The organism is Tenacibaculum agarivorans (assembly GCF_001936575.1).
Taxonomy (GTDB): Bacteria; Bacteroidota; Bacteroidia; order Flavobacteriales; family Flavobacteriaceae; genus Polaribacter; species Polaribacter agarivorans.
Map to the genome: position 1 here is coordinate 23,371 of NZ_MSMP01000036.1, position 25,599 is coordinate 48,969.

The 25,599-nt window shown below is 31.2% G+C and carries 18 protein-coding genes; 9 read left to right on the plus strand and 9 right to left on the minus strand.

The features are described from left to right. Positions 1-324: 324 nt before the first annotated feature. The 3 genes from BVC87_RS19405 to BVC87_RS19415 form a co-directional block, all read right to left on the minus strand. A complete protein-coding gene (locus tag BVC87_RS19405) occupies positions 325-1,788 on the minus strand; it encodes a hypothetical protein (protein ID WP_075344068.1) in 1,464 nt (487 codons plus the stop codon). 5 nt (positions 1,789-1,793) lie between these two features. Then, the gene (locus tag BVC87_RS19410; protein ID WP_075344069.1) at positions 1,794-3,308 is read right to left on the minus strand and encodes a sulfatase-like hydrolase/transferase; all 1,515 of its coding nucleotides are present in this window, start codon (positions 3,306-3,308) and stop codon (positions 1,794-1,796) included. 71 nt (positions 3,309-3,379) lie between these two features. After that, the gene (locus BVC87_RS19415; RefSeq protein ID WP_075344070.1) at positions 3,380-4,348 is read right to left on the minus strand and encodes a family 16 glycosylhydrolase; all 969 of its coding nucleotides are present in this window, start codon (positions 4,346-4,348) and stop codon (positions 3,380-3,382) included. A gap of 329 nt (positions 4,349-4,677) precedes the next feature. Here BVC87_RS19415 and BVC87_RS19420 point away from each other — a divergent pair, with 329 nt between their 5' ends. Beyond that, a complete protein-coding gene (locus tag BVC87_RS19420) occupies positions 4,678-6,801 on the plus strand; it encodes a tetratricopeptide repeat protein (protein ID WP_099098866.1) in 2,124 nt (707 codons plus the stop codon). A gap of 3 nt (positions 6,802-6,804) precedes the next feature. Here the strand turns inward: BVC87_RS19420 and BVC87_RS19425 are convergent, their stop codons facing one another. From BVC87_RS19425 to BVC87_RS19450, 6 genes are read right to left on the minus strand one after another with little or no spacing between them, the layout of a single operon-like run. Further along, positions 6,805-7,782, minus strand: coding sequence for an aldose epimerase family protein (locus BVC87_RS19425; protein WP_075344071.1), 978 nt, complete (start codon positions 7,780-7,782; stop codon positions 6,805-6,807). A 27-nt stretch (positions 7,783-7,809) separates the two neighbouring features. Next, the gene (locus tag BVC87_RS19430; RefSeq protein ID WP_075344072.1) at positions 7,810-8,814 is read right to left on the minus strand and encodes a LacI family DNA-binding transcriptional regulator; all 1,005 of its coding nucleotides are present in this window, start codon (positions 8,812-8,814) and stop codon (positions 7,810-7,812) included. Positions 8,815-8,820: 6 nt separating this feature from the next. Continuing rightward, entirely contained in the window at positions 8,821-9,852 is a 1,032-nt protein-coding gene (locus tag BVC87_RS19435; protein ID WP_075344073.1) for a UDP-glucose--hexose-1-phosphate uridylyltransferase, read from the minus strand. 2 nt (positions 9,853-9,854) lie between these two features. Then, positions 9,855-10,976, minus strand: a complete 1,122-nt coding sequence (gene galK, locus BVC87_RS19440) for a galactokinase (RefSeq protein ID WP_234974698.1) — start codon at positions 10,974-10,976, stop codon at positions 9,855-9,857. 2 nt (positions 10,977-10,978) lie between these two features. Next, positions 10,979-11,629 (minus strand): bifunctional 4-hydroxy-2-oxoglutarate aldolase/2-dehydro-3-deoxy-phosphogluconate aldolase, encoded by a 651-nt coding sequence (locus BVC87_RS19445; protein WP_075344075.1) that lies wholly within the window; start codon positions 11,627-11,629, stop codon positions 10,979-10,981. Beyond that, on the minus strand, positions 11,616-12,566 hold the full coding sequence (locus tag BVC87_RS19450; RefSeq protein ID WP_075344076.1) for a 2-dehydro-3-deoxygalactonokinase: 951 nt from the start codon (positions 12,564-12,566) through the stop codon (positions 11,616-11,618). The genes BVC87_RS19445 and BVC87_RS19450 overlap by 14 nt, the downstream gene beginning before the upstream one ends. Before the next feature lie 305 nt (positions 12,567-12,871). Between BVC87_RS19450 and BVC87_RS19455 the strand changes: the two genes are divergently transcribed. The 8 genes from BVC87_RS19455 to BVC87_RS19490 all read left to right on the plus strand — a co-directional run. Next, positions 12,872-14,305, plus strand: coding sequence for a sulfatase-like hydrolase/transferase (locus tag BVC87_RS19455; protein ID WP_075344077.1), 1,434 nt, complete (start codon positions 12,872-12,874; stop codon positions 14,303-14,305). Positions 14,306-14,380: 75 nt separating this feature from the next. Continuing rightward, positions 14,381-16,372, plus strand: coding sequence for a glycoside hydrolase family 127 protein (locus BVC87_RS19460; protein WP_083629637.1), 1,992 nt, complete (start codon positions 14,381-14,383; stop codon positions 16,370-16,372). Positions 16,373-16,560: 188 nt separating this feature from the next. Further along, positions 16,561-18,462, plus strand: a complete 1,902-nt coding sequence (locus BVC87_RS19465; RefSeq protein WP_075344079.1) for a CRTAC1 family protein — start codon at positions 16,561-16,563, stop codon at positions 18,460-18,462. Positions 18,463-18,465: 3 nt separating this feature from the next. Beyond that, the gene (locus tag BVC87_RS19470) at positions 18,466-20,040 is read left to right on the plus strand and encodes an MFS transporter (RefSeq protein WP_075344080.1); all 1,575 of its coding nucleotides are present in this window, start codon (positions 18,466-18,468) and stop codon (positions 20,038-20,040) included. 30 nt (positions 20,041-20,070) lie between these two features. Next, positions 20,071-22,473 carry an alpha-amylase family protein gene (locus tag BVC87_RS19475; RefSeq protein ID WP_075344081.1) on the plus strand — a complete coding sequence of 801 codons (2,403 nt, stop codon included), beginning with the start codon at positions 20,071-20,073 and terminating at the stop codon, positions 22,471-22,473. Between the two features lie 6 nt (positions 22,474-22,479). Then, complete coding sequence (gene galE, locus BVC87_RS19480) at positions 22,480-23,502, plus strand: UDP-glucose 4-epimerase GalE (protein WP_075344082.1); 1,023 nt, start codon at positions 22,480-22,482, stop codon at positions 23,500-23,502. 184 nt (positions 23,503-23,686) lie between these two features. Next, positions 23,687-24,781 carry a helix-turn-helix transcriptional regulator gene (locus tag BVC87_RS19485; RefSeq protein WP_075344083.1) on the plus strand — a complete coding sequence of 365 codons (1,095 nt, stop codon included), beginning with the start codon at positions 23,687-23,689 and terminating at the stop codon, positions 24,779-24,781. Positions 24,782-25,094: 313 nt separating this feature from the next. Beyond that, positions 25,095-25,599, plus strand: a 505-nt coding sequence (locus BVC87_RS19490; RefSeq protein WP_143569849.1) for an immunoglobulin domain-containing protein, incomplete at its 3' end; no start/stop codon positions are given.

The window sequence follows — 25,599 nt, forward strand, 5'->3', positions numbered from 1 at the left end:
TGTATATGCATCAAATTTACAAAATACAATTAAATAGATTCATAAATATTAAAAAAACAATTTAACACTACTTAAAATGTCGATATCGTAAATAATTTAAGTTTGTGCTGTTTCTTAAGGTATGAAGAGATTAAAGTAAAAAAAAGCTAAGGTTTATTAATTGTGTTTTTTGAGAAACAATATTGTTAATTTTAATTCTTTTGATTTGATAGATTTAGTCTTTTTAAAAAAGAATTGGTTCTTACATTGCCAATAGAGTTAATGTAAAAACCAATTTTAAAAGTGTGTCTCTAAAGTTGGTGTTTAGAGTAGGAATAATTTAATTTAAAAAGTCAAAGTATCTAAAACATGATAAGTGTTGTTAGCTGTTTTAATTAAAAGTTCAATTGACGTTGCATTGGGTATTTTTATAGAAGAAAATTGCATTGAAAATGCTTTTAAGGGAGAGACTTTTTCAAGATTAATTTCCTCCGTTCCATTTTTTTTATAAATACGTATAACTGCTATCCCTTCTTTAAACACACCATATTCTCCAGTAATAGTTCCATTGTTTTTATTAAAGGCTATTTTTTTAGTGATAACTCCAGTTGTATTAACATCTAATATTGGGGTTGATATTATTTTAGCAGCTCCATGTATTTCCTTGTAATTGAAACTTTCTTTAGGTTGTAAAGTATAAATAGGAGTTTTTATTTCTGTTTCTAGATATCCGTCTTCTAATCCACTATGAAAAATAACACTGTTTGCTCCGTCTTCATATACTAACTCAGGATTGTAGGGTTCAAATATTTTTACAAAAACAGTATTCTCTATTTTATTAACATAACTAAGCCAAGATTTAGAAGCAATCATTTGTATTCCGCCCATTAAGTAATAATCATAATGCGTTTCATAAATCCCCGGAGCAACTACTCCTGTCCAATTGGTTCCATGATTGAAATATTTTTTAACATGTTCAGGGTTGTTTTTATCTAATTTCATTCTATTTCTATTGATGTATCTCCATCTAGATTCTGGTGTTACACTTATTTCATACTGTTTGTTTTGAGGTAACTTATATTCTTCACTGAAAGGAATATGTGCAACAAAATTTTCACCATCCTCTAATTCTGGTTTACTACGAGAAACATGCTGACTCGATATTTTTAATCCTCTTTTTATGGTATTTACACCTTTATTTTTTAATGTATGATTTATAAATACCAAGCTACTATTTTCCTGTATATGTAATGTACGACTGTACTGTAATTGTTCGTCAATTTTTTGTGGTATAGAAAAACTTTGGGTTTTTCTATCAAAAATAGGGACAGGTAAATTCTGTACACCAGAAACAACATCAATAGATTTTATGTTGTCTTTGTTTGTGATTTTAGCCTGATAAGGAGCATCACCAATACTAACTGGAGGTGGCCATCTTTTTACTTTTTTCCCATTTTTATTTACAGCACAGTTTTTAACAGGAATTGGGACAAGTCTGTATCCTCCAAAATTTCTCCAATCTTTTATTTTAACATTCTCATCAGAAGAGAACGATTTTCCAAAAAGTTTAGGATTAATCCAAAGCGAAGGGACATCTCCTAAATTATACTCTAAAACTCTTCCAGCAGCATCAGGAACAACAGCAATACTTATAAATTTGTTCTTAGCCACAAATACTTCATCCCATTTCCAATTTTTATAATTTTTAACAACAGAAACAGATACGTCTTTTTTTTTATTTTGTGAACTAATAATATTAGTTGTTAGTAGTATGCAGATAATTAGTATGAACTTAATGTTTTGTACCATGTTTTTTATTTAATCTTAAAAGTTTGTTCGAAATGAGGCATATTATTTTTCTCCCATTGTAAATAAGTTCTTTCATTATGAAACCATAAAGGTTGTTGGTTGGTTTCACTCCATTTCTTAGTTTCTTCAACTAAATTTTCTAATAGTTCAGGGTGTGATTTACTAAGATTATTTTCTTCACCAGGATCATTATCTAAATCATATAAAGTCCAGTTGTTATTTTTCACTTTAAGCGCTTTCCAATTGTTTTTTCGTACACCTACATCAGTATAATTATCAAACTCTATTCTGTGCCTTAAAGCATAAATGTTTTTGTCTTGATATGGATTTTTACCCGCTAAAAAATCAGCCCATATATCTTTACCATCAAGAATTTTACCTGTTGGTAATTCAGCTTTTCCTAAAGAAGTGAGTGTTGGATATAAATCTAAAGCAGATACAGGGTGTTGAAATTTAACCCCAGAAGGTACTACGTTTGGCCAGTGGAAGAACATAGGCACTCTGTAGCCTCCTTCATGAGTACTTCCTTTACCAGCTGTTAGAGGAAAATTAGTTGCGCCTTTACTGAGTTTACCACCATTATCACTAAAAAATACAATTAAGGTATTATCTAATTGTTTGTTTTTTCTAAGTGTTTCAACAACATTTGCTATTCCTCTATCCACGGCATGAACCATTCCGGCATAAATTCTTCTTTTTTTATCTTTAATGTGTTGGTAGTGTTTTACATCTTCTTCTTTTGCTTCTAGTGGAGTATGAGGTGCATTATATGAAAGGTATAAGAAAAAAGGTTTTTCTTTTTGATTAGCTCTATCAATAAAGTTTACAGCTTCTCTGGAGAGAGCATCAGTAATATATTCATTTTCGTCCACTTCTTTTCCATTGAATTCAAGTGGAGTTATATAATCTCTAATTTCAGTATTACCATTAGCTTTTTGTTTTTCATATTCTGCTTTAAATTGTTTAGGGAAATAATTATGTCCACCACCTAGAAAACCATAAAAATCATCAAAACCTCTGTTATTCGGATGGTATTTTTGAACGGTTCCTAAATGCCATTTACCAACAGCACCAGTATAATAACCTGCTTTTTGTAATGTTTTACTAATATATTGCTCTTTAGTAGTTACTCCTAAACCTGCATTTTGATGTGCCCTAGGTAAGTTGAACTGACCTCCAATTTTGTGTGCGTATCTTCCAGTCATAATGCTTGTTCTACTTGGTCCACAAAAAGGATGTGCAACATAAGCAGAAGTTAAAATAGTTCCGTTTTCAGCAAGATTATCTAAAGCAGGAGTCTTTATGTCTTTAGCACCATTAAAACCAACATCAGAATAACCAAGATCATCGCATAGAATAAGTAGAATGTTTGGAACAGATTTTTGTGTTTCAGTATTTAATACTGTATTTTTTGATGCGTGTTTATTGCTATCTGAATCAGTCTTTTTAGAAAAAGTACAGTTAGTTAGCATTAAAAATGTTATAACTGTTAGTAATCTAGGGAAATATATAATCTTCATATGTATTAGTATCATAAATCTAACCCTAATAAAAAAATAGGGTTAAAATTGTATTGCTATTTAATTAAAATCTATTGTTTTTGCCAAACTCTGATGTATTCAATTTCAAAATCAATGCTACCATCTCCACCAACTTCCTCTTTACTATTTGGTACACCATGCCAAGGAAATGTTTCTTGATCGAACCATACTCTTACAGGAAAGGTTGTAACGTAGTTCTGTTTACTTCCATTTCCTCCGTTATTATTTGTAATATCATCATAAGCATTAATAACATCTCTAGGAGCTTCGCTTAATAATTGTCCATCTACATATACCTTTATCCCATTTTCACTCCATTCATATCCATAAATATGAAATCCATCCACTACCTTAAATCCTAAATCATGATGTTCCGTATAAGTTGTTCTTCCTTGCCCATCAGCTGTCCAATCATGAATGGACCACCATAATTCTCTTTCTTTATCTAATTTATGAGGTTGTTTGTGGTCTCCAAACATTTCAAAAAAGTCTAGTTCTGTATTGTTTCCAGTAGCCCAAAACGAACTGGTTATTTCAGCATCGGCAGCTTTAGTTTTTACTTCTAAATATCCATACACAAACTCACTCTTAGATATAACGGCTGCAGTAGTAATATTTTCATATGGATCTCCATTTTTATCAACTTTAGGATTAAAGTTATAATCAGGTTCCCATCGGGTTTCTAGCTTTAGCATACCATCTTCTACACGAACATTATCTGTAGAAAATTGTGAAGGAGACCTACCTACAAAGTTAGACACATAAACTCCATTTGTTCCTTGTATATGCCATTTATCTTCATTTAGTTTATTTCCTTCAAATTCATCACTTATTGAGGTATTTAATACCCAATTTCCAGAATTATTAGGGTCTGTTAAAGGAAATACTTTTGATGTTTGATCATCAGTATCACTATTTTGAGAAGGCTTATTGTCATTATTGGTACAACTTATAGTTAATAAGCTGAAAACTAATAGATAACTAATTTTGAATGTAAATAAGTATCTTTTTTTAAACATTACTTTTGTACTTAATTGAATTTTTTTGGTTTTAATTGTTTAGTAATAAGCTAAATAACAAAATAGAGGTAATGAGTAATAGTTGTATTTTATCTTCTACTTACATTTATTTATCCTTTTAGCGGTTTCTTAGTGTATAAGTCAGATAAAATCAATGAGTTTATCTTGTTCATTTTGCTATAAATTTATCACTTTTAAAGACCTATTTAGTGAAACCAATTAAGTACGTATTCTTAGTATTAACATGTTATTGTTTTTTAACTTCATGTAAAGAAGAAAAACCATATCAAACAGTTGCTAACCAGCAGAATTCTTTTTCTTATCAAAAAATGACTGATAGTATTTTTTTAGGAGATCAGAAATGTAAAGAATGTCATAAAGAAGAGTTTAAGGAGTGGAGAGGTTCTCATCATGATAAAGCTATGCAAGTTGCTGATACCAGTACCGTATTGGGAGATTTCAATAACAAAGTTTTTAGTAGCCAAGGGGTAAAGTCAAGATTTTTTACAAAAGGAAAGGACTTTTATGTAAATACTGAAGGGCCAGACGGAAATTACCATGATTATAAAATCGTGTATGCATTTGGAGTTTTTCCATTGCAGCAATACATAGTGAAATTTCCCAATGGTCGTTATCAATGTTTACGAACAGCATGGGACTGCAAAGAAGGAAAATGGTTTGATTTGTATCCTGATTTTAAAATTGTAAATTCAGAATGGTTACACTGGTCTAGAGGAGGATTAAACTGGAATACTATGTGTGCCGATTGTCACTCCACGAATGTTAGAAAAAATTACTCAGAAGAAACAGATAGTTTTAATACGAAGTTTTCGATCATAAATGTAAGTTGTGAAGCATGTCATGGTCCGGGAAAACAGCATGTTGATGATGCTACTAGATTAGGGAATAAATATATAGATACAGGTACTATGGTAATGACATCCAACACATCACCGAAAGAATTAGTGAATCAATGTGCACGTTGTCATATGAGAAGAGAGCAATTTTCTGAAGCTTATGATTATAAAGACACAATGTTAGATCATTATTTTCCTCAGTTGATTGAAGAAGAACGGTACCATGCAGACGGACAAATTTTGGATGAGGTGTATGTTTACGGTTCTTTTGTACAAAGCAAAATGTATCAGAATAATATTACGTGTACCAACTGTCATAATGCACATTCATTAGAGTTAAAGTTTGAAGGGAATAAATTATGTGCTCAATGTCATGAACCTCAAAAATATAACACTATACAGCATCATAAGCACCCTTTAAATTCGAAAGGGTCAAAATGTGTCAACTGCCATATGCCTGGAAAATATTATATGGGGAATGATTTTAGGAGAGATCATAGTTTAAGAGTACCACGTCCAGATTTAAGTTTACAATATGGCACACCGAATGCCTGTGCTAATTGTCATAAAGATAAAGATAATGAGTGGGCATGGAATTCATTTAAAAAGTTATATGGAGAAGTAGATTCTATTCATTTTTCTGAAAAGTTAATCCCAGGAATTCAAGGAAAAGAAGAGGGTCATAAAGGATTATTATCGTTAATAAATAATACAAAACATCCAGAAATTATTAGAGCTTCAGCAGTTAAAGCTTTAGCTAAATATAATGCAACTATTTTTGTGAAAGAGTATATCGATTTATTAGATGATGATTCTTCATTGGTTAGAGCAACAAGTATTGATGTTTTGAGTGAAATTAACGATAGTAGTTATATTTCTTATTTCTTACCACTTTTAAAAGATCCGAAAAGAAGTGTTAGAATTAAAGCTTTTTATGGATTAACCGGACTTCCTAAAAATGAAATTCCAGAAACTTTCAGAACTAATTATGATAATGTTGAAAAAGAGTTTTGGAAGCATATAAATACAAATTCAGATTTTGTAGGAGGAAGAATTAAAAAAGCAAATTATTTCCTTAAAAAAGGAGATCTTCAAAAAGGAATAGAAGGGTATGCTAATGCTCTTAAAATAGATGAACTTAATAATAGTGTACGTTTAACTCTAGCCAATTTATATTATCAAAATAAAGATTTTATTAAGTCAGAAAGTTTATTCAGAAAAGTCATAGAGTTAGAGCCTGATTACGGACCTGTGTATTATTCGTTAGCCTTACTGTTAGCTGAGCAGAATAGAATAGACGAGGCAATTATACAGTTGAAAAAAGCACAGGGTAAAATGCCTGAAAATATACGTGTGTATTATAATCTAAGCTTGCTATATAATAAAAAAGGGGATGTTGTAAATGCTGAAAAAATTCTTTATCAGGGTTTAAAAATTGAAAATGATAATGAAAGTTTATTATATGCTCTTGCATATCAGTTTTACACTACAGGAAAGTATGAGCAATCAAAAAACGTAATCAATAAGTTAATAAAAGAACATCCTGAAACTCCACAATATGTAAGGTTTTTAGAGCAATTACAGACTGTACAATAAAGCCTACTCTAATGTTGAAAATTTAAATATGGATTGATTTGTATACGTTTTTTCGGGTGTTAGTAGAGTAGAAGGGAAGTGTGAATTACTAGGTGTATCAGGGTAATGTTGAGTTTCAAAACAAATAGCAGGATAATCCGTATAGTTTACTCCTTCTTTAAAAGTTAAGCCTTGAAATCTTTTTGGGGTATAGACAACTACAGCAGGTTGATTAGTGAATACTTTCATAGCAATACCTGATGTTTCAGCGCTTATTTCTGCTTTAAGTTCATTTTCATTTAAAATAAAAGTATCATCTAAACCTTCGAATGAATCGTTTTCAATTTTAATTTTTTTATTGAATTCACAATGACTTCCTTCCACTGTTTTTTTCTTTCCAGTTGGTATGAGATCTTTACTCACTTCTAAATAATAATTACTATCAATAAATAATTCATGATCCAAAATAGAGTTTTGTCCGTTCAAGTTAAAGTACGCATGATTAGTTAAGTTTACATGTGTAGTTTGATCGGTAGTTGCAGTATAAGTAATGCAAAGTTCATTAGTATCAGTAAGCATGTAAGTAACGCTAACATTTAGATTTCCAGGGTAGCCTTCTTCTAAATGTTTGCTTAGATATGATAATGTAATAGATGGATTATTTCCTCCTTTTAGGTGTTCTAGGGTCCAATTTTTTTTATCAAAACCATTTTTACCACCATGTAAGTGAATTCCATTATCATGGTGAATTGGATACTTCTCACCTCCAAAATCTAGAGTTTTCTTAGAAATTCTACCTGCGTATCTACCTACTGTGGCTCCTAAGTATAGGTTATTTTTTAAATACTCTTCTGAAGTATAATCGACACTAGAGTTAAGACCAACAACAACATTAACAAATTTGTTGTTCTTATCAAGAACTTTCAAGCTTATTATAGTAGCTCCCAAAGTGCTAATTTCTAGTTCAAGATTATTTTTGTTTTTTAAAGTATAAATATTCATAATTAATATTGAAAAGTCATATGTTTATTAATAGGTAGATGCTCTCTTAACCAGTTCAGTTTCTATAACTATGTCTTTTATTCCTCTATCATTATTTTGAATACGTTTTAGTAAAGTTTTAAAAGCGAGCTTTCCCATTTCTTCAGGTTTTTGATTAATAGTAGTTAAGGAAGGTAAAGTGTATTTTGGAATAGCCCCATCTGTAAATCCAATTACAGCAATGTCATTAGGTACATGTAAACCCTTTTTTTGAATGATATTTATAGCACAAATAGCTGAAAGTTGGTCAGCAGTAATTAATCCATCAATTTTGTTATGTTGTAAGGCAGTACCTAATATACTTTCAAATTTTTCATAGTCAGAGATGTTAATCAAATTAGGAGATGCGGATAACTCATCTTTAAGTGCTTTACAATATCCTTTGGTTCTTAATTCTCCTACACTTGTATTAGCAATGGTAGATAGAAAAGCAATATGTTTACAATTCGTTTTTACAAGATATTTAACAGCATCATATGTAGCTTCAAAATCATTAACAGTAATTTTATCACATGTAATTTCTTCTGATACTCGATCGAACATTACCAAAGGGAAATTACGATTGGTTAAGTTTTTAAAATGATCAAAGTTGTTTTTATTTTGAGTTTCTTCTGCAAGAGATATCAATATACCATCAACACTTCCATTTAGTAAAAAAGATACAGAATCAGCTTCTTTCGTTAATACATCATTAGATAAGCAAATAATGAGTTTATAATTTAATTTATTGGCCTCACGCTCGATAGCATGAATAATTTTAGCAAAAAAGTCATCCAATACATTCGGTACTATTACACCTATTCTTTTAGTTACATTAGACTTTAAGCTTCTAGCAACATCGTTAGGAATATAGTTTAAGCTTTCTGCTAGTTCTTTTACTTTTTTTGTAGTTTCTTCACTAATCTCGTAGCTGTTGTTTAACGCTTTAGAAACTGTTGATATGGAAACGTTTAAAATTTTTGCTATGTCTTTTAAAGTAACAGTGCTTTTCATTATAAATTAGGTGATACTATAATGTTTTAGATCTAATTTTTTTAATGTATCGGCGGCTTGTTCTGCTGTAATATCTCGTTGAGCATTAGCAAACATTTCATATCCAACCATAAACTTTTTTACTTCAGCAGATCGTAAAAGCGGAGGATAAAAAGACATATGAAAATGCCATTCAGGATGTTCTACATCTGTTGGACTTTGGTGTATTCCTGAGGAATACGGGAAAGAAGTTTGAAAAAGATTATCGTATTTAATAGTTAATAGTTTAATGATTTCAGCAAAAGCCCTTTTTTCTTCACTGTTTAATTGACCAATGTGTTGGTAATGCTTTAGTGGAATAATCATAGTTTCATAAGGCCAAACAGCCCAAAAAGGTACCAAAGCAACAAAATGATTATTCTTTAAAATGATACGTTCATCTAAATCTAACTCTTGCTGTACATAAGTTTGTAATAAGCTTTTTTGATGTTCATTCCAATATTTTTTTTGATGTTTTTGTTTTTGTAAAACAACTTCAGGAATGGATTTTTGAGCCCAAATCTGTCCATGAGGATGTGGATTACTACATCCCATAATTGCGCCCTTATTTTCAAATATTTGAACATGGTTAATGTTCGTTTTTTGTCCTAGTTCATCATACTCTTGTTGCCATAAATTGATAACTTCAGTAATGTTTTCTATCGACATTAAAGGTAAAGTCAATGAATGATCAGGTGAAAAGCAAATGACTTTGCATATCCCTTCTTCAGTTTCAGCTTTTAATAAACCATCGGTATACGTTTCATGTGTTTGATCTTCTAGTAAAGCCGCAAAATCATTAGTAAAACTATAAGTGCTTTCGTAATTTGGATTAGTAACTCCGCTAGCCCTTGTGTTTCCTGGGCATAAATAACAATCAGGATCATAAGGTACTTTTTCAGGTACTACAGGTTTGTCCTTTTTTCCTTGCCAAGGTCGTTTCGTTCTATGAGGAGAAACTAAAATCCATTCCCCTGTTAAAATATTATAGCGTCTATGCGATTTTGAGTTAAAAGCCATGATTATATTTTTGAAACTCCGTTGCTTATTGCTACGGTAATTAGTGTTAGGTTAATGTTGAACTTTTCTTGATATGCAGGAGTGATATTGTTAATAAATTCTTTACAATAGTCTTTATGAATAATATTAATAGTACAGCCTCCAAAACCACCTCCCATCATTCTAGCACCAACCACATAATCTAGGTTATGAGTAAAGTCAACTAAAAAGTCTAACTCTTTACAACTTACTTCAAATAAGTTGGTTAAGCCTCTGTGTGATTTGTATAACCATTCGCCAAAGCTTTTGATGTCTTTGTTTTTAAGACATTCAACAGCATAAAGTGTTCGTCTGTTTTCTTTCGTAATATATAACGCTCTATTAAAAATTTTTTGAGGTAAAATATTTTCAAACTCCTGAATAATTTCCGGAGTTACCTGAGCCAGTAAAGTATATTGAGGGTATTTTTTATTGATGGCTTCTAAAGCAGTGTTACACTCATCCCGTCTTACATTATATTCACTAGTAGCTAAGTTATGAGAAACATTTGTATTTAATAAAATAATACGATAATCACCAAAATCAGCAGGTATTAATTGATGATCAAGAGTCTCGCAATTTAATAAGAGTAAATGATTTTCTGTACCTTTAACTACAGCAAATTGATCCATGATTCCACATTTAGTTCCCACAAATGTGTGTTCAGCATCTTTAGACACTGTAATAATTTCCAGATCTGTAAGTCCAATATCAAAAAGTTCATTTAAGCCTTTAGCAACGCCACATTCTAATGCTGCAGAAGAACTCACACCAGAACCTAAAGGTAGATTGCTATGAATGGTACAATCAAACCCTTTTATAATATTAGGTTTTAATACGTTGATATGAAAAATAACACCTATAATATAATTATGCCATTCAACATCACTTCTCTTTAGTTCATTCAGTTTAATTTCAAAATGATTTTTAAAATTTTCAGAATATACTGTACAGGTATTTGTATTGTTTTTAGAAAAACGTAGTGTGATTTTTTTATCAATAGCAGCAGGAAGCACATGGCCACCACTATAATCAACATGTTCTCCGATAAGGTTAATTCTTCCAGGAGATTCAATAACTACATCATATTTTTTCCTAGGATTCATATTCATGTTGTAAAATCTTGAATTTGTTGTTTGATTTGTATAAAATGTTCTTTTAAAGCAGTAAAGTTTTTTGATTCTACATATTGCTTGTGAAGTAGAGAACTCCCCATACCAACACCAATAGCACCAACTTTAAAAAAAGAAGCTATATTTTCTTTAGATACACCACCAGTAGGTAATAGTTTTATTTCATTAAGAGGAGCTAAAACATCCTTAATATATTTCGGTCCTAATTGAGTTGCAGGAAATACTTTTACTGCTGAAGCACCTAAAGACCATGCTTTATGTATTTCTGAAGGAGTATAAGCTCCAGGGAAAATGGGAATATTTTTAGCTACGCAATATTGTATAACTTCTTCATCTATTATTGGAGTAACAATAAATTGTGCACCAGATGCTATGGCTGTTTCACAATCATTTATAGTGCAAACAGTTCCTGCCCCTACATTTAGTGTTGGAAATTGATTTCGAAGCTCACTAATGAGTTGAGTAGCGCCATCAGTATTCATAGTAACTTCCAAAGTATATAATTCAGCTTCTAAAAAGGTTTTAGCAATATCCAGTGTGTTTTCTTTTGTTAGCCCTCTAATGATTCCTACTATAGGCGCATTATTAAACAAAGACCAAGAGAAAGGTGTATTAATTTGTGTCATGTAATGAAAGTATTTTTTTCTGTCCTACTAACAGTGCACTTTTTAAAGCTAAGTCATTTAGTAGTACAAGTTGTTTTTTAGAGATTATCATTTCCAAAGCAGTTCTATACATCTCAAAAATAGGATTAGATGCAGCTAAAAATACTGTAGTAGAGGTATGCTGTAAGTAACTAAGTTCGTCACCTATTAACAAACCACTTAGGAAATAATAATTGTCTTCTTTGTTTTTGTTTCCTAAAACATCGTTAACTCGAACGCTAAATAAATTAGCAGATAATTCATTTTTAATGCCGATTGTAACTCCTTCTTTAAAAGCTTGAACTTTTTCAATACTCCAAGAGTTATTAATAACAGAGTTGACCAGAATACTATTACTAGAAATTACTTCGAATAGTTCGCCAGTCATAAAGTTTTTAAGGTTGGTAAATAGACTGTTTGAAAAAGTGATATGTTTACTGTGAGTACCCGGTAATAAGAGGATCCCATTCTTAAATTTGTTAAGGTGATTAGCTAAACCTATGGCTTGAATTTCCTCACCTCGCATCATTCCAGATGTGTTTTTTACTCCAGAAATTAGAATGATTTTTAATCTATTGTCAGTTTCTATATATTCTGAGTTAAGATTACTTCCGTTCATATTAAAAGGGAAGTTGGCGTAAGGAAGATTTTTTAATCCGATATTGGATGAAGCCATTCCGGCAATTACAATAACATGATTTTGATATTTTTGTGGAAGTTTTAAAACCTCTTTTTTTAAGTGATTAGAAAAAAAATCAAATTGAGTTATTGATGTTGTAGTTTTATATAAATCGAACAAATCTCTAATCCCCAAATTAGAAGTTCTTTCTTCAATAACAGATAAAGTTTGGGTTTCTATTACACGTAATCTGAAGTTAGTAGTTCCCCAGTCACAGCTTATAAAATATGTTGAAGTCATATATATTCAAGATTATGTTAGGGGATTATGTGTATAAGCATAAGACTTAAAAATCATATAAAAATGGTTAAGTATAACCTTAACAAAGCAATAAAAAATGTAGTAAGAAATAGAGGTTTAAATTACCTCTTATTAACTTTATTTTACCTGTTGTTTGTGGTTTTTTTGAGGAAATTATTCAATTCTTATAGAGAAGACTTATCATAGGAAGGGTAAAATATAATAAGCTTGCGATAAAATTAACGAATAAAAATGATAGCTTATATTATAAATTTGGTGATTGTATGTTTCATAAAAACAAAATAATGAGTAAAAAACAGTTACAAGTATTTTTCTTATTAATCATATTTCAATTGAGTACGGTGGTTTATGCTCAGGATAAACCTAATATTATATTACTTTTTGCTGATGATGCTGGGTATAATGATTTCGGTTTTCAAGGGAGTAAAGAAATGTTAACTCCTAGTCTAGATAAGTTAGCGAAAGAAAGTATACAATTTAAACAAGCTTATGTTACGGATCCTACTTGTGGGCCTTCTAGAGCAGGATTGTTAACTGGGAAATATCAGCAACGTTTTGGTTATGAGGAAAATAATGTTCCTGGCTACATGAGTGCTGTTTCAGCTCAAGATAATGAAGAAATGGGATTGCCTTTAGAGGAAAAAACAATGGGTGATTACATGCAGAGTTTAGGGTATGTTACTGGTTTTTACGGGAAATGGCATGTAGGAGGAGCTGATCGTTTTCATCCTACTAAAAGAGGGTTTGATGAATTTTATGGTTTTAGAGGAGGAGCGAGAGATTATTTTGCGTACAAGAAATTACCAAAAGATCGGTTAAATTGGTTAGAAGAAGGATTTGAAAACTATCAAGAACATAATGGATATCTTACTGATTTTTTAGCTGATGAAACTATAAAGTTTATAGAGAAGAATAAGTCTAAGCCATTCTTTGCTTTCGTTTCGTTTAATGCTGTGCATACTCCAATGGATGCTAAAAAAGAAGATTTGGGAAAATTTCCAAATTTGAAAGGGAAACGAAAGGAAGTAGCAGCGATGACATTAGCTTTAGATAGGGCTTGTGGACAAATTATGGATAAGTTAAAAGAGTTAGGTTTAGACGATAACACATTAATCGTATTCACTAATGATAACGGAGGTCCTACAGATAAAAATGCTTCAATAAATTACCCGCTTAGCGGAACAAAATCGAATCACTTAGAAGGAGGAATTCGAGTACCATTTCTTTTAAAATTACCTAAGAAATATAAAGCAAATACAAGTTATACATATCCTGTAAGTACTTTTGATTTATTACCTACTTTTTATGAAATAGGAGGAGGAGATGTTTCGAAAGTTAAAGAAATAGATGGAGTAAGTTTATTGCCTTTTATCAATGGTAAAAATATGGGTAGACCTCATGAGTCATTGTTTTGGAGAAAAGACGGTAGAGGAGCAATACGAAAAGGAGATTGGAAATTAATACGTTTTCCTGATCGACCAGCTCAATTATTCAATATCGTTGAAGATGAAAAAGAATTATATGATGTTTCAGCAGAGCATCCTGAATTATTTCGCGCCATGTACAAAGAGTTATTCGAATGGGAATTGACATTAGAGAGACCTCGATGGATGTTGAAAAAAAGTTACGAAAAATATGATATTGATAGGATGGATAAATATTGGAATAAAGAGGATAAAAGAGCTGACTTTAATTCAAAAAAAGCCATAAAAAATTAAATAACTGAAGTAAAAAATGAATGTTGGAATTTGAAATATGAATTCCGCTTTTAATAAGAAATATTGACTCTATTTATGATGACAGAATCAACAAATATTACGCACGAAGAAGTAGTGGATAAGAAGAAAATTGAAGTGTATACAAAATTAAAAAACATTAAAGTAGGCGATTGTAAATGGACTACTGGTTTTTGGGCTGACAAGTTTAAAGTCTGTGAAGATATCATGGTTCCTTACATGGGAAATGTGTTGTGTGGAGATGTTGGTCATGCTTTAAATAATTTTAAAATAGCAGCTGGAGAGAAGGAAGGAGAACACCAGGGAATGTATTGGCACGATGGTGATTTTTATAAATTCTTGGAGGCTATGGTGTATGTATATGCACATAATAAAGATGAAAAATTATTAGAAGAATTAGATAGCCATATTGAAATCATAGGAAAAGCTCAAGAAGAAGATGGGTATTTACAAACTCAAATTCAATTAAGAGAAGATGCAGACCGATATGAAAATAGGAAGTATCATGAAATGTACAATACTGGACATTTATTGTTAACAGCTTGTACGCATTATACTATTACTGGAAAAAGGAATTTCTTAGATATTGCAGTAAAACATGCTGACTTACTATACACAATTTTTATGCCTGAAACAAAACATTTTGGACGTTTTGGATTCAATCAAACTCAAATTATGGGATTGGTTAAATTGTATCGTACAGTTGGAGAGAGAAAGTATTTAGAATTAGCAGAACGTTTTATAAACAATAGAGGAAAATATGAAGTAGAGCATCATTCAACAACTGAAGGATATCCAATTGGAGATATGGTTCAGGAACGTACAGCTCTTCGTGATGCAACAGAACCAGTAGGGCATGCCGTTTTAGCATTATATTATTATGCAGGAGCAACTGATTTATATGCTGAAACAGGTGAGCAAGCTTTAATTGATGCCTTAGATAGACTATGGGAAAGTGTAACTAACAAAAAAATGTATGTTACAGGAGCAGTAGGTCAAACGCATTATGGCGCTTCAAAGAATAGAGATATGATTGAAGAAGGTTTCATAGATGATTATATGATGCCAAACATGACAGCTTATAATGAAACTTGCGCCAATCTTTGTAATGCAATGTTTAGTTACCGAATGCTAGGAGTAAAAGCAGAATCTAAGTATGCTGATATTATTGAATTAGTGATGTATAATAGTGCGCTTTCTGGAATTAGTTTATCAGGAACAGAATATTTTTATGCAAATCCATTGCGTATGGTGAATGATACAAGAGACTACGAAGCACATGCAGATGTTACAGAAACTCCTGAAAGGAAACCATATTTACACTGTTTTTGTTGTCCTCCTAATTTAGTAAGAACTATAGCTAGAGTCTCTGAATGGGCATATAACTTATCTGAAAATGGTTTAGCCGTAAACCTTTTTGGAAGTAGTGTTTTAGAAACAAAACTATTAGATGGTTCAGCTATTAAAGTTACACAAGAAACAAACTATCCTTGGGAAGGTGTTATTCATTTGACAATAAACGAATGTAAAGAAGAAAGTTTTGATATCATGTTACGCATACCAGGTTGGGCAAGTGAAGCTACTGTTTTAATCAATGGAGAAAAGCCAGATGTGAATATTATACCTGGAGAATATGCAATACTTCATGGTAAATGGAACCAAGGAGATATTATCACTTTAGAGGTACCTATGGAAACTCATTTCGTAGAAGGACATCCTCGTATAGAGGAAGTTAGAAACCAAGTGGCTATTAAAAGAGGTCCAGTAGTATATTGTATTGAATCTCCAGATCTTCCTAAAGATACCAGTATTCTAGATGTATATATAAATGGTAAAATCCCATTAGAAATAGAACATAAACCTGATTTTCTAGGTGGTGTTACTACAGTTTCAGGAGAGCTATTGTTACGTAGTACCAATAAAAACGCAATGTATAGTACAGTAAGCGCTCCTAAATGGGAATCTTATAAAACAAAATTTGTCCCATATTTTTCTTGGAGTAATAGAGGGCAAGCGGAAATGACAGTATTCATGCCTGTTGTTTGGTGAAAAATCAATAATCCCTATGAAGAGTAGTACTGGCATTTTTACTTTTAAATTTTTAAAGAAAACATTTCAATAAAAGAATTTATAAACGTGAAACTGCTGGTATTTTTTAGGGTCTCAATAATCTAAAAACAAATCATATTATCATATTCGTTTTAAGTGTAAAAAACGAAATTATTGGAAGCTAATAAATGAAAAGTGTAATATATACAAGTAAAATAAAAGTGCTACTAACTGTTGGAGCTATTTTTATAGTATGTATTGGATATAGTCAAACGGTATTCCAAAATAACTTTTCAGAAGTCAAGAAAGATTTTCCTAGACAAGAAAAAAATCTAAGGAAATGGGATGCCCCCGTAGTTGCCGATTTAGATCAAGATGGATATTTAGATGTATTGATTAACGATCATGGTTTTGGAGTTCAAGTATGTTGGAATAATGCAGGTGAATTTGCAAAACCATATGATATTATCATGGGAGATTTACATGGAATATCAGTAGGTGATTATGATCAAGATGGCTTTATAGAGGTTGTTATGTCTAGAGGAGGAGGTTCTGGTAGTAATGCTAGAAATTCAAAACTATTTAAAGTAGTTGAAAGGAAGTTTATTCCAATTCCTGATTTTATTCCACCATTAGAATTGATGAGAGGCAGAACCGTAAAGTTTGCAGATCTCAATAACGATGGGTATTTAGATTTACTAAATTTTGCTTTTCCTGATCGGCAAAAAAAAGGAGAAAGTGAAAATTATATATATAAAAACAATACATTAGGATCACTAATCTTAGCGAATAAATTGCCTCCATCTAAAGGTGATGGTCAAAAGTCATTACTAACTGATTTTAATAATGACAATATTTTAGATATTATTTTATATGGAAACGGACAAGTTAAAGTATACCAAGGAACACAAAACTTTAATTATAAAGAAGTATCTAAACAGGTACTTCCGTTTCCTATAGAAAAAGTAACTAGTGTTGTAGAAATAGATTTTGATAATGATGGAGACTTCGATTTATACTTTTCTCGAGGAGAAGACTTTAAAAAAGAAGAGACATTTTATAACAAAGAAGCAAAAGCTTTCGGGTTCTATACAAAAAGAGGAAAGTTTAAACTTCCTGATTTAAAAGTTGGAGATATATTAAAAATTGAGAATCTTCAAACACAATGGCCATATAACGAGGCATTATTTTTAGGAGAAACAGGTTATGATTATCAATTTCTAGGAGAAACACATTCAGGTAGAAATATATCACTTGTAAATAGCAATGCTTTAGGTTTTCCAGATGTAATAGATACTGAACATAAAAAGGGAGTTTATGTAGGGTATGTAGGAAATACCAAATGGAGACTAGCAGGGTATTTATGGTCACCAGGAACTGGGGTGATTCATAATGTAAAAGAATATAAACCGACAACACATAATGATGCCCCACATGATATTTTATTAGTAAATAAAAAAGATGTATTTGAGGATGTTACCCAAAGTAAAGGTCTTTTTTTAAAGGAAAATACAGTAGGTGTTTCTGTAGCAGATTTTGATAATAATGGTTTTCATGATCTAATAGTACGAAAACGAGGAGACTTAGTGTTTAACAATAAGGCAATACTATATCTTAATGAAGGAAAAGAAGGATTTAAACGTTATCAGGATCATCATATCGTTACTGAAGAACTAGGTAGTATAGGTTTGGCGATAGAAACTATAGATTACAATAAAGATGGCAATCAAGATATAATAATAGGAGATGAAAGAGGGAAATGGCATGTATTCAAAAACGAACTATCCAAAGCAAAAACAAACAGTTATATAACAGTAACAATTGGGAACTCTTTATCAGGTAAAGCTACTGCTTTGGGAGCTTTGGTAGAAATTCAATCGTGCACAGGGAAACAAACAAAGCGGGTAGGTAGTACTGGAGCTATGTATTCGCTTTCTTTTAACAATCAAATTCATTTTGGATTGGGTACTTGTGGAAAACCAATTACAGTTACAGTCACATGGTCTAATGGAGAACAAGAGCGAAAAAAAATAAATACCTTAAATACCAATGTGTTTATAGGAAAACAAACTAAAACTAATTTAAAATAATTTATGAAATCTTATCAAAGGAACGTGTTTATATATGCAACAATAGTTGCTTTAGGAGGCTTTGTCTTCGGATTAGATGCGGCATTAATCTCAGGAGGATTTAAGTTTATTACTTCTGAATTTAATTTAAATGAATGGGAAGTTGGAGCTATAGGTTTTGGTCCTGGTTTAGGTGTACTAATAGCACTACCATTAGCAGCTTGGTCTAGTAATACATATGGTAGAAAAGCAACCCTTAAAACTATTGCATTATTATATATAATCTCTGCAATAGGCTCAGCATTAGCTACATCATTTACCACATTGTTTTTAGCACGTTTTTTAGGAGGTTTAGCATTTAGTTCAATTACGTTAGCTTCGATGTATGTAGGTGAAATAGCACCACCAGAGCAACGTGGTAAACTAGTTTCTATGCTTCAGATTAATATTGGAGTAGGTTTTTCTGCAGCCTACTTTATCAATTACTGGATTTTACAGCAAATGGATACAGATGCAACATGGGTACAAACTATTAATTTAAGTCAAACAGGTTGGCGTTGGATGTTAGGAATCGAAATTTTGCCTGCTCTATTGTGGTATATGTTTTTATTTTTTATACCTAAAAGTCCAGCTTGGTTAATGTATAAAAATAGAGAAGAAGAAGCTAGGAGTTCTTTAGCTAAAGTGTATCCGGAAGATGAAATAGAAAGTCATATTCAGGAAATGAAAGAGAGTGTAGGGAATGCTGATAATAATAAATCAACTCAATCTCAACTCAAAGAAATTTTTAGTGCACCTATGAAAATAGTTTTTATAGTAGCACTCACATTGGCCATCGTTCAGCAATCAACAGGTATTAATGCAATTATGACATATGCTTCTACAATGTTTGAGCAATTAGGTTTAGGAACAGATGGAGCTTTTGCTAGTGCTATTTGGTTAGGAATTATTGGATTATTTGCTACAATTTTATCTCTTTCTTTAATTGATAAAATAGGTAGAAGACCATTAGTAATTGGAGGTTTAATTTGGATTATTCTAAGCTTAGGTATTTGCGCATTTGGATTTAATCAAGCTACATACAAAGTGACAAATGAAGCAATTAGTAAAATGAAGGATATTCCTGATGTAGAAAAAATGAGCGTTTTAATAGGAAAAGAATATAAAAGCGATACAGCGTTTAAAGAAGCTATAAAAGAAGTGATGGGGGAAACTTCAGCAAGAGATAATTCAAGTGTGTTTTTAAAAGAATCAACAAACATAAATGCACTATTAATATTATTAGGAATATTAAGTTTTGTAGCTGCCTTTAATTTTTCTATAGGGCCTATAATGTGGGTGTTACTATCAGAAATTTTTCCAATTTCTTTGAGAGGTGTCGCTATTCCCTTGTTTGCATTAATATCCAGTACTGTAAGTGCAATAGTTCAATTCTTTTTTCCTTGGCAATTACAAAATATGGGAGCGAGTACAATTTTCATTTTCTATGCGAGCATCGTTTCAATAGGGCTTGTCATTTTGTACAAGTTTTTACCAGAAACTAAGAATCTGACTATAGAAGAAATTCAAAAATTAATGAAGAAGTCAAAAGAAGCCTAGTCTAAATTATAAAACAAACACAAAATTACAATGAGATTAATAAAGTATATAAATCCACTAAAAATTTTAGGATGTTTAGTATTCATAGCTATGTGCTATAGTTGTGGAACAACTCCTAAAAATACGTTAGAAAGCGAAGCCCTAGATAAGATTAAAACTTTAGAAAAATTAACTAGTGATGCTAAAGCAAAATCTATAGATGTAGCTAGAGAGGAGACTATTTTATGGTTTTCCAAAGAGTTTTTAAAGTTTGCGACTTGGGATGAGGAAAATAACGATGCTGTTGAAAAATTATTTGGATATTACAAAAAATATGAGGCAGATAAAGAAACTTTAGCAAATGAGTTACCAGATTTTGAAAGAAAAAAAGTAATTGAAATCCTAGATAAAGGCATTGAAGGTTTAGAAAATATTCTTAGTGGTAAGATGTCAAGAAAGCCAGCTCAAAAGATAGAATGGGATAATATTACGGTAGAAAAAAATAAATTGATGAATAATGGGAGACCAGTTTTTTTACATGATTATTTTTCTAAAACAGTAGGTGCTCCATTAACAGACAAGGACATTTATAATGATCACTTAGGTGCAATTTACCACACAGGAAGTCATTTATACGATGTAAACAAAGACCGACCTAGTAACCCTTACATGTTAAATGAAGATGGGACTTTTGATGAAATTTTATTGAGTTATATTACTGAAGTTCCAGATACTAATATTGGTTTCTTATTACTTTGGAATATGGGAGTTCCTGATTGGATGAAAAAGAAAGAACCTGAAATAGAAAAAGGAAGATCATTGTTTACAGGTTTTGATGTTGATAACCCTTTGTTAAGAGATGTTTGGAGTAAAGTAATTAAAAAAACAGGGGAAGTTACAAAAGGTAAAAAAGTTACGGACTTAGGCTATATTTTATCTAATGAGCCGCATTGGTTTTCTGAAAAAGGGCATTGGACTCAAAAGTATTTGGAGATGAATTCTATTTCATCATACACATTAAATAAGTTCAGAACTTGGTTAACTAAAAAGTATAATAGTGATATTAAAGCATTAAACGCAAACTGGAAAAGTGGGTTTAAGAATTTTAATGATGTTACTATTGAAATTCCTATGGATGTTGAACAGCGTGGTACGCCGCTTTGGTACGACTGGTGTCGATATAATATGGATAGAGGTATAGAATGGTTTACTTTTTTACAAAATGAATTACGTTCAGTAAATCCAGAAGCCGATACCCATATTAAAATTATGGCAAAAATGTTCATTGGAGATCACCGCTCTCACGGTATCGATTATGAAGCCTTAACTGAATTAACTTCAATGATTGGTGATGATGCTAAAATTACCGGCGGAAGAAATTACAGAGCTAAAAAGCCAGAGAAATGGGAAGAAAAGTATGCCTTTTATTGGAATGAATTAGCACATTCGTACGATTTTCAAGAATCTGTTTCGCCAAATAAACTACACATTAATTCCGAAGGACACTTTTTATCTACTTCTGGTTTTAGAGAGTTAGATACGGATATAGACTATGTAAGAAGTAGTTTTTGGTTAGCTACTTTACATGGTATGGATGCAAGTATGTCTTGGTTTTGGGCTAGAGATGCAGATGGCTCTCCAGAAGATCGATTAGAAGGTGAACTAAACTTCTTCGATCCTGCTTTAGCAGGTTCTTATGCAGGTTCAGCAAATATGCAACCTCATGTGGTGAATGAAGTTTCTCAGGTAATGTATGATTTGAATAGCTTTTCTGAAGAAATTTTAGCTTTAAGAGATCAAAGAAGACCACTAAGAATTTTTCATTCAGAAACATCAGCAATTAATAAAAATAATCATATGACAGAGCAGTCGAAGTTATATGAATCATTGTACTTCGAAGGTTTTAATATTGGGTTTGCCACTGAGAAAATTATCAATAAACAAGATCATAAAAATTGGGATGTTGTTATAGTGTATAAAACACCATATGTTACCGATAATGAATTTAAAGCTTTACAAAGTTATCTTGATAGAGGAGGAGTTGTGGTTATTGATTCAAAAGAAAGTTTGACTAAAAATGAATATGGACAAACACGCACAGCAAAATTATCTGCGAGTAAAGGAAAATTAACTTATGCCGATAATGCTAGTTTAAATGAATTTAAAACTTTAGCTATTGCAGAAATTAAAGAAGAAAGAAAAGTAAATTTAGTAGAAACAAATGGAACAAATTGGAAAGGTTGTATTTGGAAAGTAGTGAAGAAAGATGATGAAGATAGTTATGTGTTGACAGTAGTAAATTTAGGAAAAAACACAGCAGATTTAAAAGTTAGTTTAAAAGGAGAGGATAGCATAGTGTTGAAAAATATGATGAATGGATTAGAGATGGAAGAGAATTTTAAACTAAAATCTAAAGGAGTATTACTTTTAGATATAGCAAAATCATCAAAATAACTTTAAATGAAGAAAATTTTAATTACAGGAGGATTAGGTTTTATTGGTTCACATACAGTAGTTGAGCTCCAAAATGCAGGATTTGATGTTGTAATTATAGATGATTTATCGAATTCAAGTGTAGAGGTGCTAGATAATATAGGTAAGATCACAGGCGAAAAACCAGAATACTATCAAATAGATCTACGAATTAAAGAAGAAGTAAAAGACTTTTTTAATAAAGTAAACGTTGATGGAATCATTCATTTTGCTGCGTTTAAAGCTGTTGGGGAAAGTGTACAAAAACCTTTAGAGTATTATGAAAATAATATTGGAGCTTTGGTATACATTCTTCAGGAAATGAGAGATCGAAATATAGATCATTTTATTTTTAGTTCCTCTTGTACAGTGTATGGTCAAGCAGATGAATTGCCTATTACAGAAAAAGCACCTATTAAACCTGCAGAATCTCCGTATGGAAACACCAAACAGATAGGCGAGGAAATTATAAGAGATACTTGTAAAGCAAATGACTTAAATGCAATAGCTTTACGCTATTTTAATCCTATTGGAGCTCATGGTAGTTTAGAAATAGGAGAATTGCCCTTAGGGGTACCTCTAAATTTAGTTCCTTATATTACAGAAACAGCTGTAGGAATTAGAAAAGAACTTATGGTATTTGGAGATGATTATGATACACCTGATGGAACTCCAATTAGAGACTATGTCCATGTTGTTGATTTAGCTAAAGCACATGTAGCTGCGTTGAAGAGGTTAATTCATAAAGAGAACAAACAAAACTTTGAATATTTTAATATAGGTACAGGTAAGGGAAACTCTGTAATAGAAATTATAAAAGCCTTTGAAAAAACGAATAATCTAAAGCTAAATTATAGAGTTGCTGATAGGAGAGAAGGTGATGTAACAGCCGCCTATGCAGATACCACTTTCGCAAATAAGGAGTTAAAGTGGAATACAGAAAAAAGCTTAGAAGAAGCATTGAAATCTGCGTATGAGTGGCAGAAAAAACAGACAATAAATGTAGAATAGTATATTAACCCTTCTAGTAAGATTATCATAAATCGTAACAGTATAATATATTAGAAAAGCTCTACTAGTAATAGTAGAGCTTTGTTGTTTTTGAAAATTAAACTTTTTTCCATGAAAAAAATATAGTTTATTCAATCCTTAGGTTTTAGTATCTTCGTTTAGTTAATTAGAGTAAAACTTACCGTTGTTTCAAAAAGTAAAATCATATCATGATGCTATTATAAATAAAGGTTTAGAATATGTTTCTACAGAATTTGATAAACGTGCTTTACGGTTACTAAATTTAATTTGTTTATACGGTGCTATTATAATAGTTCCAGTGATTTTGGTAAACAAAATTATAGAGCAATATTATATACCCATTATAATTATATCAGTAGCCTTTATATTATTAATTTCTGTTATTTATCTAAATTCAAAAGGGAAAAGCCAGTTTGCTTGTTTACTCTTTTCCTTTAGTGTGAACACAATAGCTTATATAGCAGTATCTATAGAAAAAGAACAAATAGAAATGCCGTTTATAGCGCTTTCTATAGGTTTTTTTACTATTTTCCTAATCAAAAATAAATTTTGGCGAATTGTAAACTTCGGCTATTCTTTCATCACATTTGCTATTCTTTATTATATCCAGTTGACTCAAAAAGAGTTTGGCTTTGTAGGTTTTATTCTTACGTTGGTGGTATTACTCATTTTTGGTATCAGTCTCAGATTTGTCAATGTTATGCGAAATAGGAATGAAGCAACTATTTTAAAACAAAATAGTATTTTAAAAAAGCAAACAGCGTTAATTAAGAAAAAATCCGAACAGTTACTAATGCTAGAAAAAGAAAAACACAAGCAAGAGTTATTATTAAAGCAAAAGGATATGGAAATGATTTTAGCTAACAATCAAGTCCAAACTCAACTAAACGAAAATATTATAACTAGGCTTAAACAAGCGCAGCAAAAAGGAAAAGATGAATTGAATAAGAATATAAATCAAGTGATTCTAGAATTGTATCAACAAAATGAAATCAATTCAAGAATGAAACTTATTGAGCAAAATATGGATTTGGTAAATACAGGTTTTCTCGATAACTTGGTTAAAGCACATCCTAGTATAACTAGGGTTGATAAAGAATTTTGTTCCTATATAAAAATAGGACTTTCCTCTAAAGAAATTGCTATTATCAGAAATACTACTGTCAATTCCGTAAATGTTACGAAAACCCGTCTTCGAAAAAAACTAAAGTTAGAAAACGGAGTTACTATTACTGAATATTTTAGAACTTTTAAGTGAAAAATAGTTTAGTGTTTACTTATCATTCATAGTTTGCTGCTGTTTCTTAGGGATGCATTTGAACCCTTATGAATATTGAGTTTTAACAAGCTGTTAATACTTTGTCAACTCGTCTTTTTTTTTATTCTATTACAGGTTTGTAAATATTTGCAATAAGATTTTTTTAGCAAAAAAATTACTCAATCAACACTCTCTTAAATCCCCTTTTTTATTGCATCATAATTAGATTATGAATGCAACAATAATGAAAGTAATATAAAGTAGTAAAACAATGGAATTTGAATATGTCTTATTTGGTTTAAAAAGAAATTTAATGAGAAAATACTTATACATTTTGTTTCTTTTGGGAATGTCATTCTATAGTGTAGCTCAAGAATGTGATGAAGATCCGGTAATAACACTACAACCTGTAGCTTCAGAAGTTGAAGCTAACGGAACAGTTTCATTTACTATTGAAGCAGCTAATTACACAAATGTATTTTGGTTTAGAGTAACTGGACCAGGAACAGCAAGCTTAATTTCTAATAATGATGTATTTTCAGGAGCAAGAACAACTACATTAACATTACAAAATGTACCTCCAAGCTACAATGAGTCTATATTTTTTGCATCTGTAAAGGATGATTGTAGTGAGTCTACACAATCAGATAAAGTTGCATTAACTGTTTTGGGATATACAAGTATTCCAGATCCAGCATTTGAAGCCATCTTAGAAGATCAGGGATATGATGATTTTTCTCAAGACGGACAGATACCTACAGATAATATTAAAACAATTAAACACCTTGATTTAGATTATTCTGCTTACAAGATCAAGG

Excerpts from the sequence above, each read along its gene's own strand:
- BVC87_RS19405 (WP_075344068.1), bottom strand. The coding sequence starts at position 1,788 with ATGGTACAAAACATTAAGTTCATACTAATTATCTGCATACTACTAACA.
- BVC87_RS19410 (WP_075344069.1), bottom strand. The coding sequence starts at position 3,308 with ATGAAGATTATATATTTCCCTAGATTACTAACAGTTATAACATTTTTA.
- BVC87_RS19415 (WP_075344070.1), bottom strand. The coding sequence starts at position 4,348 with ATGTTTAAAAAAAGATACTTATTTACATTCAAAATTAGTTATCTATTA.
- BVC87_RS19420 (WP_099098866.1), top strand. The coding sequence starts at position 4,678 with ATGACTGATAGTATTTTTTTAGGAGATCAGAAATGTAAAGAATGTCAT.
- BVC87_RS19425 (WP_075344071.1), bottom strand. The coding sequence starts at position 7,782 with ATGAATATTTATACTTTAAAAAACAAAAATAATCTTGAACTAGAAATT.
- BVC87_RS19430 (WP_075344072.1), bottom strand. The coding sequence starts at position 8,814 with ATGAAAAGCACTGTTACTTTAAAAGACATAGCAAAAATTTTAAACGTT.
- BVC87_RS19435 (WP_075344073.1), bottom strand. The coding sequence starts at position 9,852 with ATGGCTTTTAACTCAAAATCGCATAGACGCTATAATATTTTAACAGGG.
- galK (WP_234974698.1), bottom strand. The coding sequence starts at position 10,976 with ATGAATCCTAGGAAAAAATATGATGTAGTTATTGAATCTCCTGGAAGA.
- BVC87_RS19445 (WP_075344075.1), bottom strand. The coding sequence starts at position 11,629 with ATGACACAAATTAATACACCTTTCTCTTGGTCTTTGTTTAATAATGCG.
- BVC87_RS19450 (WP_075344076.1), bottom strand. The coding sequence starts at position 12,566 with ATGACTTCAACATATTTTATAAGCTGTGACTGGGGAACTACTAACTTC.
- BVC87_RS19455 (WP_075344077.1), top strand. The coding sequence starts at position 12,872 with ATGAGTAAAAAACAGTTACAAGTATTTTTCTTATTAATCATATTTCAA.
- BVC87_RS19460 (WP_083629637.1), top strand. The coding sequence starts at position 14,381 with ATGATGACAGAATCAACAAATATTACGCACGAAGAAGTAGTGGATAAG.
- BVC87_RS19465 (WP_075344079.1), top strand. The coding sequence starts at position 16,561 with ATGAAAAGTGTAATATATACAAGTAAAATAAAAGTGCTACTAACTGTT.
- BVC87_RS19470 (WP_075344080.1), top strand. The coding sequence starts at position 18,466 with ATGAAATCTTATCAAAGGAACGTGTTTATATATGCAACAATAGTTGCT.
- BVC87_RS19475 (WP_075344081.1), top strand. The coding sequence starts at position 20,071 with ATGAGATTAATAAAGTATATAAATCCACTAAAAATTTTAGGATGTTTA.
- galE (WP_075344082.1), top strand. The coding sequence starts at position 22,480 with ATGAAGAAAATTTTAATTACAGGAGGATTAGGTTTTATTGGTTCACAT.